Source organism: Bradyrhizobium sp. SZCCHNR1017, from assembly GCF_032381375.1.
In the GTDB taxonomy this organism is placed as follows: domain Bacteria; phylum Pseudomonadota; class Alphaproteobacteria; order Rhizobiales; family Xanthobacteraceae; genus Bradyrhizobium.
In genome coordinates this window covers 79,672-94,143 of record NZ_JAUHIR010000003.1, presented here as the reverse complement: position 1 = coordinate 94,143, position 14,472 = coordinate 79,672, and the positions used below count along the sequence as shown (strand labels likewise).

The following is a 14,472-nucleotide window of genomic DNA, read 5'->3' as shown; positions in this document are numbered from 1 at the left end:
GGCACGATCCGGGGCGCGTTCAAGCACCCCGAATGCGCCGGAACAGCCTGTCTGTGGAAGGGTTTAAACGGACAGCCGCTGACGGCCGTCGGCCGAGAACAGATGCAGCTTGGCCCGCGGCGCCACGGCGCGAATCCGTGCGCCGATCTCCGGCGCGGCGGTACCCGGCAGCCGCACGATGATGTCGTTGGCGGTGGCGGAGAGCCGGTCATCGCTGCCCGCGTCCTGGCGTGCGCCGTAGACATAGGTCTCGGCGCCGACATGCTCGATCGCCTCGACGCGGAGGTCGAGCCCGATCCCGCCCGCCGGAACGGTGTCGCCAAGCTGGAAATCCTCAGGCCGGATGCCGAGCTGGCCCGCTTCTTGGGGAACCGCGTCGGCGCCGAGCAACTGGGCGCGCACGCCATCGGTCGGCATCAGGTTCATCGGCGGCGCGCCGATGAAAGATGCGACGAAGGTGGTGGCGGGACGCTGATAGATCTCGAGCGGATTGCCGATCTGCTCGACCTTCCCGCCGTTCATCACCACCAGGATGTCGGCGAGCGTCATCGCCTCGAGCTGGTCGTGGGTGACGTAGATCGCGGTGGTGTTGAGCCGGCGCTGCAGCTTGCGGATCTCGACCCGCATCGCGATGCGCAGCTTGGCGTCAAGGTTCGAGAGCGGCTCGTCGAACAGGAACACCTTGGGCTGGCGCACGATGGCGCGGCCCATCGCCACGCGCTGGCGCTGGCCGCCGGAGAGCTGGCGCGGCTTCCGCTCGAGCATGGTGCCGAGCTCGAGGATGCGTGCGGCGTCCTCGACCCGCGTCCTGATCTCCTTTTCCGCCATGCCACGATTGCGCAGGCCGTAGGCCATGTTGTTGTAGACAGTCATGTGCGGATAGAGCGCGTAGTTCTGGAACACCATCGCGATGTCGCGATCCGCCGGCTCGATCGCATTGACGATGCGGCCGCCGATGTCGATCTCGCCCGAGGTGATCGTCTCGAGCCCCGCGACCATCCGCAGCAGGGTGGATTTGCCGCAGCCCGACGGCCCGACTAGCACGCAGAACTGACCGTCGCCGACATCGACATCGACGCCTTTGATGGCTTCGAAGCCGCCCTGGTAGACCTTGCGGACGTTGCGGAGGGTGACGTTGGCCATGGCGGTTACCGATAAGGAGGAAGTGACGAGTGGCGAATGGCGAATAGGGAGTGGCGAATAGGGAAGGGCGAATGCATCCTCATGTTCGGATCTCCCTATTCGCCACTCGCCATTCGCTATTCGCCCCTCTCACTTTTCCGTCTCCACCAGCCCCTTGACGAACAGGCGCTGCATGACGACGACGACGAACACCGGCGGCAGCATCGCGAGCACGGCCGTCGCCATCACGATCGGCCACTCGGTCAGCGCGTCGGTCGTCGTGATCATCTTGCGGATGCCGATCTGGATGGTCTGCATGTCGTCGCGCGTCGTGATCAGCAGCGGCCAGAGATATTGATTCCAGCCGAGGATGAACAGGATCACGAACAGCGCCGCCATGTTGGTGCGCGACAGCGGCAGCAGGGTGTCCCAGAAGAAGCGGAACGGCCCGGCGCCGTCGATGCGGGACGCCTCCAGCAGCTCGTCCGGCACCGTCATGAAGAACTGGCGGAACAGCAGCGTGGCGGTGGCGGACGCGATCAGCGGCAGCGCGAGCCCGGCATAACTGTCGAGCATGTGGAGGTCGGCGACGATCTTGTAGGTCGGATAGATGCGCACCTCGACCGGCAGCATGAGGGTGATGAAGATGAGCCAGAAGATCGCCATGCGGAACGGGAAGCGGAAGTAGACGACCGCATAGGCCGAGATGATCGAGATCGCGATCTTGCCGACGGCGATCAGCAGCGCCATGACCAGCGAGTTCAAAAGCATGGTCGCAACCGGCTCGCGGGTCGAGCCGCTCGTGCCAACGAAGATCGTCTGATAGTAGGTCGACAGGAAGTGCCCGCCAGGCAGCAGCGACATCTGCCCGTTGGCGATCACCGCATTGTCCTGCGTCGAGGCGACGAATGCGAGATAGACCGGGAACGCGACGATCGCGATTCCGATCCACAGGATGGCGTGCGCGACGTAGCGTCGAATGCCTTCTTGCTCGACCATCAGTAGGTCACCTTGCGCTCGACGAAGCGGAACTGGATCGCCGTCAGCACGATGACGATGACCATCAGAACGACGGATTGTGCGGCCGACGAGCCGAGATTGCCGCCGAGCAGGCCATCGGTATAGACCTTGTAGACCAGCGTCTCGGTGGATTTGCCAGGACCACCGCGGGTCATCGTGTCGATGATGCCGAAGGTCTCGAAGAAGGCGTAGACGATGTTGATGACCAGCAGGAAGAAGATGGTCGGTGACAGCAGCGGGAAGGTCACGGTCCAGAACCGCCGCATCGGCCGCGCGCCGTCGATCGCGGCCGCCTCGAGCACGCTCCGGGGGATGCTCTGCAGCCCGGCGAGGAAGAACAGGAAGTTGTAGGAGATCTGCTTCCAGGCGGCCGCGAGGATGATCTGCAGCGCCGCCTGGTCGCCGTCGAGCAGCGGATTCCAGTCGATGCCAACAGCGCGCAGATAGCGCGAGATCACGCCGAGCGACGGGTGGAGCATGAAGATCCAGAGCACGCCCACCACCGGCGGCGCCACGGCATAGGGCCAGATCAGCAGCGTCCGGTACAGCGTGACGCCGCGCAACGGCTTATCCGCCATGACCGCGAGCAGCAGTGCGACCGACAGCGACGAGAGCGCGATCGCGAAGGAGAAGCCGAAGGTGCGGAGAATGGCCTGGAAATAGTCCGGCTGGCTGAGCAGGTCGGCGTAGTTCTCGAACCAGACGAAGCTCGTGGACAGGCCGAACGCGTCCTGCAGCAGGAACGACTGGATGACGGCCTGGATCGCGGGCCAATAGAAGAAGATCAGCACGATCGCGAGCTGGGGAGCGACCAGCACGAACGGCAGCAGTTTTGACTGAAAGATGGCGTTCTTCTGCATGGTCGGTCGGCGAACCGGCAGGCCGCGGGGCGGCCTGCCGGCTCATGGCCTCACTTCACGGCCGTCTTTTCGAACTGGCGCAGCATCTGGTTGCCGCGCTCGACGGCGGCGTCCAGCGCCTGCTTGGCGGTCTTCTTGCCGGCCAGGGCCTGCTCGATTTCCTCCGACCAGACGTCACGCAGCTGCACCATGTTGCCCAGACGCAGGCCGCGGGAATTCTCCGTCGGTTCCTTGTTGGTCAGTTCGAGCAGGGGCGTCTCCAGATAGGGCTGATCCTTGTAGAAGCCCTCGGCCTTGGCCTTGGCGTAGGCCGCCTTGGTGATCGGCAGATAGCCCGAGGCCTTGTGGATGTAGACCTGACGATCGGTGTCCGAGAGGAAGGTCAGGAACTTCGCCACGCCCTTGTATTCGTCCGCGCTCTTGCCGCCCATCACCCAGAGCGAGGCGCCGCCGATGATCGAGTTCTGCGGCGCGCCCTTGGCGTCCGGATAATACGGCATCGGCGCGGCGGTGAAGGCGAACTTGGCCTGGGCCTTGACGTTGCCGAAGAACGCCGACGAGGTCAGGTAGATCGGGCATTCGCCCGAGGTGAAGCGGCCCTCACCGGTGTTGGTGCGGCCGGCATAGTCGTAGGTCTTGTCCTTCTGCAGCTCGACCAGGTTTTCGAGATGCTTGACCTGCAGCGGACCGTTGAACTCCAGCACGGTGTCGAAGCCGTCGAGACCGTTCGCCTTGCTGGCCAGCGGCACGTTGTGCCAGGCGGAGAGCTGCTCGAGATTGACCCAGGTGACCCACGAGCCCGAGAAGCCGCAGGTCGCATGGCCGGCCGCCTTCAGCTTCTTGGCGGTCTCGAACAGTTCGGGCCAGGTCTTCGGGATCTCGGCGTTGACCTTCTTCAGCTCGTCGAGATTGACCCACATCACCGTGGAGGACGAGTTGAAGGGGAACGACAGCATCTCACCCTTGGAGGTCGAGTAGTAGCCCGTGATCGCAGGCAGATAGCTCTTCGGGTCGAACGTCTCGCCGGCGTCCTGCATCAGCTTGTAGACCGGCTTCACGGCGCCGGTGGCGGCCATCATGGTGGCGGTGCCGACCTCGAACACCTGCATGATGTGGGGCGCATTGCCGGCGCGGAAGGCGGCGATGCCGGCATTCATCGTGTCGGCGTAGTTGCCCTTGTAGGTCGGGACGACCTTGTAGTCGGATTGCGAGGCGTTGAAATCGTTGGCGAGCTTGACGATGACGTCGTTGTTGGCGCCGGTCATCGCATGCCACCACTGGATTTCGGTCACGGCATGCGCAGGGGCTGCGGCGCTCAGGACCAGCGTGACTGCCGCAGTCGCGGCCGTCCAGAATTGGCGAAGTGACATTAAAGAATACCTCCCGTGAAACGTCATCGGCGTCGCGGCCGTAGCAGCGCGAGATGACAGTTTCGTGAATGTATAACCGGTTGGATCGTCAGCGGAAAGCGCGTTCATCGCGGCGGAACGCAGCGACTTGCGGGAGACGGTGCCGCGGGGCGATGCCCCGGCCGGCGCTGGCGGTGAGAGACGACAGGCTGATGGCGCCTCAGCGCTTGCGCTCGGCGCACACCGTGCCCTGGGACAGCAGCGCCTCGATCTCGCTCGGCGTGTAACCGAACTCGGTCAGCACCTCCTGCGCGTGCTGACTGAACTTCGGCGGGGTGGAGCGCAGGCTCGGCTTGGTGCGTTCGAGCCGGATCGGCGACGCGACGCCCTTGTACCAGTCCTTCTCGATGACATCGCCGCGGTAGATCGTGTGCGGATTGGTCAGCGCCTGGTCGATCTTCTGCACGGGTCCTGCCGGCAGACCGGCCGCGAGCAGCCGGTCGCACAGCGGCTCCGCCTCGAACTGGCTGAACACGGCGGCAAGCTCGGCGCGCAGCGCCTCGCGATTGGCGACGCGATCCTTGTTGCGGGCGAAGCGCGGATCGGTGCCGAGTTCGGGGCGGCCGATCTCCTTGGCGAGCTTGCGGAAGGTGCCGTCATTGCCGACGCCGATGAAGATATCGTCGGTCTTGGTCGCGAAGATCGCATACGGAACGAGGTTCGGGTGCTCGTTGCCGGTCAGCGACGGCGGCTTGCCATGCATGAAGTAGTTTGCGGTATGCGGATGCATGATCGCGAGACCGGTCTCATACAGCGTGACCTCGAGGAACTGACCGATGCCCGAGCGCTGCCGCTCCGACAGCGCCATCAGGATGCCGATCGCGGCATAGAGTCCGGTGGTGATGTCGACCAGCGGCACGCCGATCCGCATCGGTCCGCTCTGCGGCGAGCCGGTCGCCGCGATCATGCCGGTCATCGCCTGGATGATCGCGTCGTAGCCGGGATTGCCACCGCGCGGGCCATCCGCGCCGAAGCCGCAGATGCGGCAGTGCACCAGCTTGGGGAATGTCTCGCGCAGCGTGTCGCTGCCGATGCCCCATTTCTCCAAGGTGCCAGGCTTGAAGTTCTCGATCAGCACGTCGGCCGTCTCGAGCATCCGCATCAGCACGACGCGGCCGCCCTCGGAGGCGAGATCGAGGCCGATCGAGCGCTTGTTGCGGTTGATCCCGACGAAATAGGCGGCGTCCTCATCGTGGAAGGGCGGACCCCAGTCACGCACCTCGTCGCCGGCCGGCGGCTCGACCTTGATCACGTCGGCGCCGTGATCGGCCAGGATCTGCGTGCAATAGGGGCCGCCGAGCACGCGCGTCAGATCGATCACGCGCAGGCCGGCCATGGCGCCGGGAGCAAATTGGGGTGTCATCGGATGTCGCGAGGTTGGTTTCAGCTCGCGATCATTAAGCATTGCTGCGGCGGCGGCGCAAACGGAGGGCTGCCATGCGGCAGGACAACGGAGGCCGTCCTGCCGCATGACGGAATTGAAGCTCAGACGACGCTCAGCTTGACGTCGACATTGCCGCGCGTGGCGTTGGAATAGGGGCACACCTCGTGCGCCTTGGCGACCAGCGCTTCGGCGTCGGCCTTGGCGAGTCCGGGCAGCGACACTGCGAGCTCGACGGTGATGCCGAAGCCGCCTTCGGAGCGCGGGCCGATGCCGACCGTCGAGGTCACCGACGTGTCGGCGGGAACCTTGGGGCCGCCCTGCGAGCCGACGAACTTCATCGCGCCGATGAAGCAGGCTGCGTAGCCGGCCGCAAACAACTGCTCCGGATTGTTGCCGGCACCGCCGCCGCCGCCGAGCTCCTTCGGGGTGGAAAGCTTGACCTTGAGCGAGCCGTCGAGGGTAGCGGCTTCGCCGTCGCGGCCGCCGGTGGCCTTGGCGCTGGTCTTGTAGAGCACGTTCACGGACATGGGTGTCTCCTGGTTGGATGGACGAATTCAGCGCGGCCATATTGCACACAATTAGATTGTGTACAATATAATTGTTCGGTAGAAAATTCGTGATCGGTGCGCCGGGCCCGTTGTCGATCCGAGGCGTGCGGGCTCAAGATGCCGATAGGATCGACCTGTGGTGACCTCGATGCGAAAGAAGTCCGCGGCAGACCTGCCGCTCCAGCTCGGCAACCAGCTCTGCTTCGCAGTCTATTCGACCGCGCACGCCTTCAACCGCGTCTACAAGCCCCTGCTCGACCGCCTTGGCCTGACCTATCCGCAATATCTGGTCATGCTGGTGCTGTGGGAGCAGGACGGCCTGACGGTGAAGGACATCGGCGCGCGGCTGTTCCTCGACTCTGGCACGCTGACGCCGCTGCTGAAGCGGATGGAGGCTACGCACCTGATCAAGCGGACCCGGTCGGCCGAGGACGAGCGTCAGGTGATCGTCACCCTCACCGCCCAGGGCGCGGGCCTGCGCGACAAGGCAAGGTCGATCGTGCCGCCCGCGATCCTGGATGCGACGGGCTGCTCGATCGCCGAGCTGGCCGACCTGCACGGCAAGCTGGTGCGCCTGCGGGAGCGGCTCGATGCGGCTGTGGAGGGGTGAGGGGGCTCTAAAGGCGCTTCTTCGCGAAAGCCCGGCCTGAACCCGACTTGAGAAATTTCTCGAAGGCAAATGCCTGCTTCACATCGCTGAAGGCAACGTAGGTCTTGAGCCGCCAAGGCCGAAACTTCGATGTGTGCGGGACTTCACCGGCATTGTGCTTCGTGACGCGGGCCGGAACGTCGTCGGTGATGCCTGCGTAGAAATGCTCGCCGTTGAGACTTTCCAGGATGTAAACGAACTTCATCGCAGGCCGCCCTCGACCCTTCACGGGCGCGAATGTGGCAGGTCGTGCTGCGTGGCGTCCAGAGCTTGGATGGGCTGAACTGCTCAGTCGACTGATGAAGGGGCATCATGGCCCGGAGCCTAGTCCGCCTTCGCCTTCCCGCCTCCGCCCAAGAGGGCTACGGCGTCCAGGCTACGGCGCGACAGCCTTCACTCGCTTCGCGCAACTGAGAGTTTGGGGTGGCTTGCCGAGCCGAAGCTCGCGAAGCGATGGGGAGAGAGCATTATCGCCCGGAGCCCAAGTCCGCCTTCGTCTTCCCGCCTCCGCCCAAGGGGGCTTCGGCGTCCAGACTACGGCGCGACAGCCTTCGCTCACTTCGCGCAACTGGCAGATTGGGGTGGCTTGCCGAGCCGAAGCTCGCGAAGCGAGCGAAGGCTGGTGGAGCCAGGCGGGATCGAACCGCCGACCTCTTGCATGCCATGCAAGCGCTCTCCCAGCTGAGCTATGGCCCCTGAACCGAGCCGGCGGTCTGGGTGACCGCCGGGGAGCACCGTGAACCACAGTTCGCGGCTGATCTCAAGTGTCTTCGACGATTATTCTTCGTCGCCGCCGACATCACCGATGATGTCGGTCACGTCCTCGTCGCCTTCTTCCTCGTCGGCGATGAAGGTCGAGTCATCATCCTCGTCATCGTCGAGCGTCTCGTCGATCTCGATGTCGTCCTCCGATTCGGGAACGACGGCCTTGACCTTGCCGGAGTTCTCCTCGGCGTCGGCCTCCTCGAGCGGCACCAGCTCCTCGGCCTCCGCGGGCTCGACCACGTCGGCCGCCGCAGCAGCGCGCGCAGCCTCGCCGCGCATGGCGCGGGTGGGCGCGATCGGCGCAATCGGCACGACCTCGCCGGTGTAGGGCGAAATCACCGGGTTCTTGTTGAGGTCGTAGAACTTTTTGCCCGTCGTCGGGCAAATGCGTTTGGTTCCGAGCTCGGATTTGGCCACGTGCAGGCGTCCTGGCAATGTCTGAAAAGCGGTGTCTCACTTGGCTAGTTGCCGCGCCGCTGTCAATAGCGCTGTCAACGGGAAAATCACCGCTCGTGACGGAGGGCGGGGGCTGTGATACCTGCCGCGTCCGAAACACGAGGATCCTGCCGTGAGCACGTCAATCGCCCCGACTCCCCTGGAATCACGCGCCTCAGGGCCCCTCTCGGGCACGATTCGCGTGCCTGGCGACAAGTCGATCTCGCACCGGGCGCTGATCCTGGGGGCACTGTCGGTCGGCGAGACCCGGATTTCCGGCCTGCTCGAGGGCGAGGACGTCCTCAACACCGCCAAATCGATGCGATCCCTGGGTGCCAAGGTCGAACGCACCGGCGATTTCGCGTGGACCGTCCGTGGCGTCGGGGTGGGCGGCTTCGCCCAGCCGAGCGCGCCGCTCGATTTCGGCAACTCCGGCACCGGCTGCAGGCTGGTGATGGGCGCCGTGGCCGGTTGCCCGATCACGGCCGTTTTCGACGGTGATGCCTCGCTGCGCAGCCGTCCGATGCGGCGCATCCTCGACCCGCTGGTGCTGATGGGCGCCAAGGTGACCGCGATCGCCGAGGGCGGCAAGCTTCCGTTAACCCTGCAGGGCGCCGGCAACCCGGTGCCGATCGAGTACCGCACGCCGGTGGCTTCGGCCCAGATCAAGTCGGCGGTGCTGCTCGCGGGCCTCGCCGCGCCCGGTGTGACCACCGTGATCGAGCAGGAGGCCAGCCGCGACCACACCGAGCTGATGCTGAAGCATTTCGGCGCGGAGATCGTGACCACGCCGGAAGGGTCTCATGGCCGCCGCATCGCACTGACCGGCCAGCCGGAGCTGCGTGGTGCGCCAGTGATCGTTCCCGCCGACCCGTCCTCGGCCGCGTTCCCGCTGGTCGCCGCGCTGATCGTCGACGGCTCGGACCTCGTGCTGTCGGACGTGATGACCAACCCGCTGCGCACCGGCCTGTTCACGACCTTGCGCGAGATGGGCGCCTCGATCGAGGAGGACGATGTCCGCGGCGATGCCGGCGAGCCGATGGCCCGCCTGCGCGTGCGCGCCTCGAAGCTGCGCGGCGTCGTGGTGCCGCCCGAGCGGGCGCCGTCGATGATCGACGAATATCTCGTCTTGGCCGTCGCCGCCGCCTATGCCGAGGGCACGACCATCATGCGCGGCCTGCATGAGCTGCGCGTCAAGGAATCCGACCGGCTGGAGGCCACCGCGGCGATGCTGCGTGTCAACGGCGTCAAGGTCGAGATCACCGGCGATGATCTGATCGTCGAGGGCCGCGGTCACGTGCCGGGCGGCGGCATCGTCGCGACCCACATGGACCACCGCATCGCGATGTCCGCCCTGGTGATGGGTCTCGCGTCCGACAAGCCGGTCAGGGTCGACGACACCGCCTTCATCGCCACCAGCTTCCCCGATTTCATCCCGCTGATGTGCAAGGCGGGCGCGGATTTCGCATGATCATCGCCATCGACGGCCCGGCGGCCTCGGGCAAGGGCACCCTGGCCAAGCGTCTCGCGGCGCATTACGGCCTCAGGCACCTGGATACGGGCGTGATCTACCGGGCGGTCGCGCATGCGCTACTGACCGCCGGCATCGACCTCAAGGACGAGGCGCGGGCGGCGGACGTCGCCATGAGCCTGGATCCCTCGAGCTTCGACAATCCGGCGCTGAGGTCGCACCAGGTCGGGTCTGCGGCCTCGGTGGTATCGGCGTTGCCGAAAGTGCGCGAAGCGCTGGTGGCTTTCCAGCGTCAGTTCGCAAGCCGGCCGCCGGGTGCCGTGCTCGACGGCCGCGACATCGGAACCGTGATCTGCCCGGACGCCGAGGTGAAGATCTACGTCGTCGCCGATCCCCGCATCCGGGCGCATCGTCGCACCCTCGAGGCGCTTTCACGTGGGGAACCGGCCGATGAGGCGGCCATTCTGGCCGACATCCTGGCGCGCGACGAGCGTGACCAGAACCGGGCCGTCGCGCCTTTAAAACAAGCCCCGGATGCTTACTTGCTTGACAACTCCCATTTGGATATAGAAGGCGGCGTCCGGGCCGCCATCGATATCGTCGAGGCCGTTCGAGCGGGCCGCCGGCGGGTTTGATTTCCGCCGGCGTCATTGGAGGAATGCCCGCTCCCGCCCTTGACCGTCGATAGCTCGATTGCGGTTCAATCGAGTCCGATCATCCGGACGCACTTCAATACGTATCGCATGTGCAGGCACTGCCGGCCCGCGTCGTTTGCGCTTATAGCGCGGCGCGCGGACGTCTGGGGATTTGTGGACCTCCAGGCACTGTCCATTCGATGCGCCGATCAACCCAAGCTGGCGAGAATGTCCGCATCTGGAGAACAAATGGCTTCGAGTACCTCTGCTTCTTCCTACAATCCCAGCCGCGATGATTTCGCCGCGATGCTGGACGAGTCCTTCACGAAGGGCAACCTGCAGGAAAGCTCTGTCGTCAAGGGCAAGGTTGTTGCGATCGAGAAGGACATGGCCGTCATCGACGTCGGCCTGAAGACCGAAGGCCGCGTGGCGCTGCGCGAATTCGCCGGGCCCGGCCGTGACAGTGAATTGAAAGTCGGCGACGAGGTCGAGGTGTTCCTCGATCGCATCGAGAACGCACTCGGCGAAGCGGTGCTGTCGCGCGACAAGGCGCGCCGCGAAGAGAGCTGGGGCAAGCTCGAGAAGGCGTTCCAGAACAACGAAAAGGTCAACGGCGTCATCTTCAACCAGGTCAAGGGCGGCTTCACCGTCGACCTCGACGGTGCCGTGGCCTTCCTGCCGCGCTCGCAGGTCGACATCCGTCCGATCCGCGACGTCGCGCCGCTGATGAACAACTCGCAGCCGTTCCAGATCCTCAAGATGGACCGTCGCCGCGGCAACATCGTGGTGTCGCGCCGCACTGTGCTGGAAGAGACCCGCGCCGAGCAGCGCCAGGAGCTGGTGCAGAACCTCGAAGAGGGTCAGGTCATCGACGGCGTCGTCAAGAACATCACCGATTACGGTGCGTTCGTCGACCTCGGCGGCATCGACGGCCTGCTGCACGTCACCGACATCGCGTGGCGCCGTGTCAACCATCCGACCGAGGTGCTCAGCATCGGTCAGACGGTCAAGGTCAAGATCATCAAGATCAACCACGAGACGCACCGCATCTCGCTGGGCATGAAGCAGCTCTTGGACGATCCGTGGCAGGGCATCGAGGCCAAGTACCCGCTGCAGGCCCGCTTCCACGGTCGCGTCACCAACATCACCGACTACGGCGCGTTCGTCGAGCTCGAGCCGGGCATCGAAGGCCTGATCCACGTCTCCGAGATGTCGTGGACCAAGAAGAACATGCACCCCGGCAAGATCGTGTCGACCTCGCAGGAGGTCGAAGTGCAGGTGCTCGAGGTCGACAGCGTCAAGCGCCGCATCTCGCTCGGCCTCAAGCAGACCATGCGCAATCCGTGGGAGGTCTTCGTCGAGAAGCATCCGACGGGTTCGGTGGTCGAGGGCGAGGTCAAGAACAAGACCGAGTTCGGCTTGTTCCTGGGTCTCGAAGGCGACGTCGACGGCATGGTCCATCTGTCGGATCTCGACTGGAAGCTGCCGGGCGAGCAGGTCATCGACAACTACAAGAAGGGCGACATGGTCAAGGCCGTGGTGCTCGACGTCGACGTGGAGAAGGAGCGCATCTCGCTCGGCATCAAGCAGCTCGAAGGCGATCCCTTCGCCGAGCCGGGCGATGTCAAGAAGGGCGCGGTCGTCACTTGCGAGGTGCTCGACGTCAAGGACGGCGGCATCGACGTCAAGATCACCGGCACCGACTTCACCACCTTCATCAAGCGCTCCGAGCTGGCGCGCGATCGCAACGACCAGCGCACCGAGCGGTTCGCCGTCGGTGAGAAGGTCGATGCCCGCGTGATCCAGTTCGACAAGAAGGCCCGCAAGGTGCAGGTGTCGATCAAGGCGCTGGAAGTCGCGGAAGAGAAGGAAGCCATCGCGCAGTACGGCTCGTCCGATTCGGGCGCCACGCTGGGCGACATCCTGGGCACCGCGCTCAAGAACCGCGACTCGAAGTAAGCCTTCGCGTCCTGCGATCAGATCAAAGCCCCGGCGCAAGCCGGGGCTTTTTTGTTCCGGCAAGGCAAGGATGCGCGTGCCGGCCGCGCGGATCCGGCCTCGCCGCGGGCCTTCCTTTCTTCAAATTGCGCCGCGATTGATGTAATCGGATAACGAGATATTCAGGCTGCGGATGCAAAACGCGCCGAGACTTCCAGGAGCTGTCCATGTCGCTTGATTCGGATGTGATCGTCGATCGCCGCAGGCTGCGCCGCAAGCTGACGTTCTGGCGCGTCGTCGCGGTGCTGATCGCGATTGCGGCTCTGTCCGCCATCGGTCTCGCCATGTCGCCGCGCGGCCGCACCGTGCTCTCGACCTCCGGCTCGATCGCCCGCGTCAATATCGAGGGCCTGATCCGCAGCGACCATGAGCGCGTCGAGGCGCTGGAGCGGCTCGAAAACTCCTCGGCCGAAGCCGTCATCGTTCACATCAATTCGCCGGGCGGCACCACCGCCGGCTCCGAGCAGCTCTACGATTCGCTGGTCCGGCTTAAGGCGAAGAAGCCGCTGGTCGTCGTCGTGGAAGGCCTCGCGGCGTCCGGCGGCTACATCGGCGCGATCGCTGCCGACCACATCGTTGCGCAGCAGAGCTCGCTGGTCGGCTCGATCGGCGTGCTGTTTCAATATCCCAATGTCGGCGAGCTGTTGAAGACGGTCGGCGTGAAGATCGAGGAGGTCAAATCCTCGCCGCTGAAGGCCGCCCCCAACGGCTACGAGCCGACCAGCCCGGAAGCGCGTGCGGCGCTCGACGCCCTGGTCAAGGATTCCTATGCCTGGTTCCGCGGACTGGTGAAGGACCGCCGCGCCATGAACGATGAGCAGTTGGAGAAGGTGGCCGATGGCCGCGTCTTCACCGGCAGGCAGGCGATCGACCTGAAGCTGATCGACGAGCTCGGTGACGAGAAGACCGCGGTCGCTTGGCTCGTCGCCAACAAGAACGTCAAGAAGGACCTTCCGGTGCGCGACTACAAGCTCACGCCGCGGTTCGGCGATCTCACCTTCCTGCGAACGGCCACCTCGATCGCGCTCGACGCCGTCGGCCTCTCCGGAATCGCCCGCCAGATCGAACGCACCGGCGTGGTCCAGGCGGTGGACCGGATCGGTCTCGACGGCATGCTCGCGCTCTGGACGCCCGCGCCGGGCAATTGAACCCGCAAAGACCATTCTCAGGGCAATCTTCCCGCTTCGCGTGTGCCATGGCGAGACCCCGTACCGGGCCTCGCCCCCCGATCCACGGCCGCGATGAATGATTTAGCGTCTTGACAGTCCAGCATATTTTCACGGAAATGGGACTTGTCTCCCCGGGTACATTTTCTCGATGATCAAATCCGAGCTTGTTCAGCGTATCGCCGAGCACAACCCGCATCTCTACCAGCGGGATGTCGAGAACATCGTCAATGCGATCCTCGATGAGATCGTCGCGGCGCTCGCCCGCGGTGACCGCGTCGAGTTGCGCGGCTTCGGCGCCTTCTCGGTCAAGCATCGGCCGGCCCGCGCCGGGCGCAACCCACGGACCGGAGCTCATGTCCCGGTGGACCAGAAAAGCGTCCCGTTCTTCAAAACGGGCAAGGAAATGCGCGAGCGGCTGAACCGGGACAATCCCGCCGGCGCCGCGGCTGACGACGCCGACGATTGAAGCATCTCGCGCCGGCCGTGCTAATCGTCTGCGGCTGATTTCGAGGCGAATCCGGCCTGACTGACACGAGCGAGCGCATGCGAAAATTCTTCACTGTCGTGGTCGTCCTTCCGCTGCTGGTGCTGTTCGTCATCTTCGCGGTCGCCAATCGGCATTTCGTTACCGTGTCGTTTGATCCCTTCAACGCGACTGATCCGGCGCTCTCGGCGTCGGTCCCGCTGTTCGCCTTGATCATCGCCGTCGCGATCCTGGGCGTGATCGCGGGTGGCTGTGCCACCTGGATCGGCCAGCGCCGCTGGCGGCGGGCCGCGCGCCGCCATCAGGCCGATGCCGAAGCGGCCCGCGCGCAGGTGGCGCAGTTGAGCGCCGCGGCGCGTGCAAAACAGGGCTCTGCGCAATCTCTGGTTCCGGCTGCGCCGGCGCGGCTTTTCGCCCCTTATGGGCGAGACAAGCAGGGCGCCGCGTTGTAGAAGGCGCGAAAGCTCGGCGGCCCTGGAAGCCGCCGGCTTCTGGTGATCCTTTCCGCCCGGACGTGCGTTGT

The 14,472-nt window shown here is 65.0% G+C and carries 15 protein-coding genes and 1 tRNA gene; 7 read left to right on the top strand and 9 right to left on the bottom strand.

Features of this window, described 5'->3' with window-relative positions; all coding sequences use genetic code 11:
- Nucleotides 1–63: 63 nt before the first annotated feature.
- From QW863_RS09315 to QW863_RS09290, 6 genes are all read right to left on the bottom strand, one after another.
- Nucleotides 64–1,143 carry a sn-glycerol-3-phosphate import ATP-binding protein UgpC gene (locus tag QW863_RS09315; RefSeq protein ID WP_315716877.1) on the bottom strand — a complete coding sequence of 360 codons (1,080 nt, stop codon included), beginning with the start codon at nt 1,141–1,143 and terminating at the stop codon, nt 64–66.
- A gap of 129 nt (nt 1,144–1,272) precedes the next feature.
- Complete coding sequence (ugpE, locus tag QW863_RS09310) at nt 1,273–2,121, bottom strand: sn-glycerol-3-phosphate ABC transporter permease UgpE (RefSeq protein ID WP_315716878.1); 849 nt, start codon at nt 2,119–2,121, stop codon at nt 1,273–1,275.
- Nucleotides 2,121–3,002, bottom strand: a complete 882-nt coding sequence (gene ugpA, locus QW863_RS09305) for a sn-glycerol-3-phosphate ABC transporter permease UgpA (protein WP_315716879.1) — start codon at nt 3,000–3,002, stop codon at nt 2,121–2,123. Before ugpA ends, ugpE begins: the two co-directional genes overlap by 1 nt.
- Before the next feature lie 50 nt (nt 3,003–3,052).
- A complete protein-coding gene (ugpB, locus tag QW863_RS09300) occupies nt 3,053–4,372 on the bottom strand; it encodes a sn-glycerol-3-phosphate ABC transporter substrate-binding protein UgpB (protein ID WP_315716880.1) in 1,320 nt (439 codons plus the stop codon).
- 199 nt (nt 4,373–4,571) lie between these two features.
- Entirely contained in the window at nt 4,572–5,774 is a 1,203-nt protein-coding gene (locus QW863_RS09295; RefSeq protein WP_315716881.1) for a CaiB/BaiF CoA-transferase family protein, read from the bottom strand.
- Between the two features lie 122 nt (nt 5,775–5,896).
- Nucleotides 5,897–6,322 (bottom strand): organic hydroperoxide resistance protein, encoded by a 426-nt coding sequence (locus QW863_RS09290; protein WP_009026309.1) that lies wholly within the window; start codon nt 6,320–6,322, stop codon nt 5,897–5,899.
- 169 nt (nt 6,323–6,491) lie between these two features.
- Between QW863_RS09290 and QW863_RS09285 the strand changes: the two genes are divergently transcribed.
- Nucleotides 6,492–6,953, top strand: coding sequence for a MarR family transcriptional regulator (locus QW863_RS09285; RefSeq protein ID WP_315716963.1), 462 nt, complete (start codon nt 6,492–6,494; stop codon nt 6,951–6,953).
- A 7-nt stretch (nt 6,954–6,960) separates the two neighbouring features.
- Here QW863_RS09285 and QW863_RS09280 read toward each other — a convergent pair whose 3' ends face one another.
- The 3 genes from QW863_RS09280 to QW863_RS09270 all read right to left on the bottom strand — a co-directional run bounded on the left by QW863_RS09280 (nt 6,961) and on the right by QW863_RS09270 (nt 8,174).
- Nucleotides 6,961–7,197, bottom strand: coding sequence for a GIY-YIG nuclease family protein (locus tag QW863_RS09280; protein ID WP_315716882.1), 237 nt, complete (start codon nt 7,195–7,197; stop codon nt 6,961–6,963).
- A gap of 415 nt (nt 7,198–7,612) precedes the next feature.
- A tRNA-Ala gene (locus QW863_RS09275) sits at nt 7,613–7,688 on the bottom strand.
- A gap of 81 nt (nt 7,689–7,769) precedes the next feature.
- Complete coding sequence (locus QW863_RS09270) at nt 7,770–8,174, bottom strand: TIGR02300 family protein (protein ID WP_315716883.1); 405 nt, start codon at nt 8,172–8,174, stop codon at nt 7,770–7,772.
- 151 nt (nt 8,175–8,325) lie between these two features.
- Between QW863_RS09270 and aroA the strand changes: the two genes are divergently transcribed.
- The 6 genes from aroA (at nt 8,326) to QW863_RS09240 (ending at nt 14,401) form a co-directional block, all read left to right on the top strand.
- Nucleotides 8,326–9,663: a 3-phosphoshikimate 1-carboxyvinyltransferase gene (gene aroA / locus QW863_RS09265; protein WP_315716884.1), complete on the top strand. Its 1,338-nt coding sequence runs from the start codon at nt 8,326–8,328 to the stop codon at nt 9,661–9,663.
- Nucleotides 9,660–10,298, top strand: a complete 639-nt coding sequence (cmk, locus tag QW863_RS09260; protein WP_315716885.1) for a (d)CMP kinase — start codon at nt 9,660–9,662, stop codon at nt 10,296–10,298. Before aroA ends, cmk begins: the two co-directional genes overlap by 4 nt.
- Nucleotides 10,299–10,547: 249 nt before the next feature.
- Nucleotides 10,548–12,257, top strand: a complete 1,710-nt coding sequence (rpsA, locus tag QW863_RS09255) for a 30S ribosomal protein S1 (protein WP_315716886.1) — start codon at nt 10,548–10,550, stop codon at nt 12,255–12,257.
- 206 nt (nt 12,258–12,463) lie between these two features.
- Entirely contained in the window at nt 12,464–13,444 is a 981-nt protein-coding gene (gene sppA, locus QW863_RS09250; RefSeq protein WP_315750463.1) for a signal peptide peptidase SppA, read from the top strand.
- A 169-nt stretch (nt 13,445–13,613) separates the two neighbouring features.
- Nucleotides 13,614–13,931 (top strand): integration host factor subunit beta, encoded by a 318-nt coding sequence (locus QW863_RS09245; RefSeq protein ID WP_315716888.1) that lies wholly within the window; start codon nt 13,614–13,616, stop codon nt 13,929–13,931.
- Between the two features lie 77 nt (nt 13,932–14,008).
- Nucleotides 14,009–14,401, top strand: a complete 393-nt coding sequence (locus tag QW863_RS09240; RefSeq protein ID WP_315750462.1) for a lipopolysaccharide assembly protein LapA domain-containing protein — start codon at nt 14,009–14,011, stop codon at nt 14,399–14,401.
- Nucleotides 14,402–14,472: the final 71 nt, after the last annotated feature.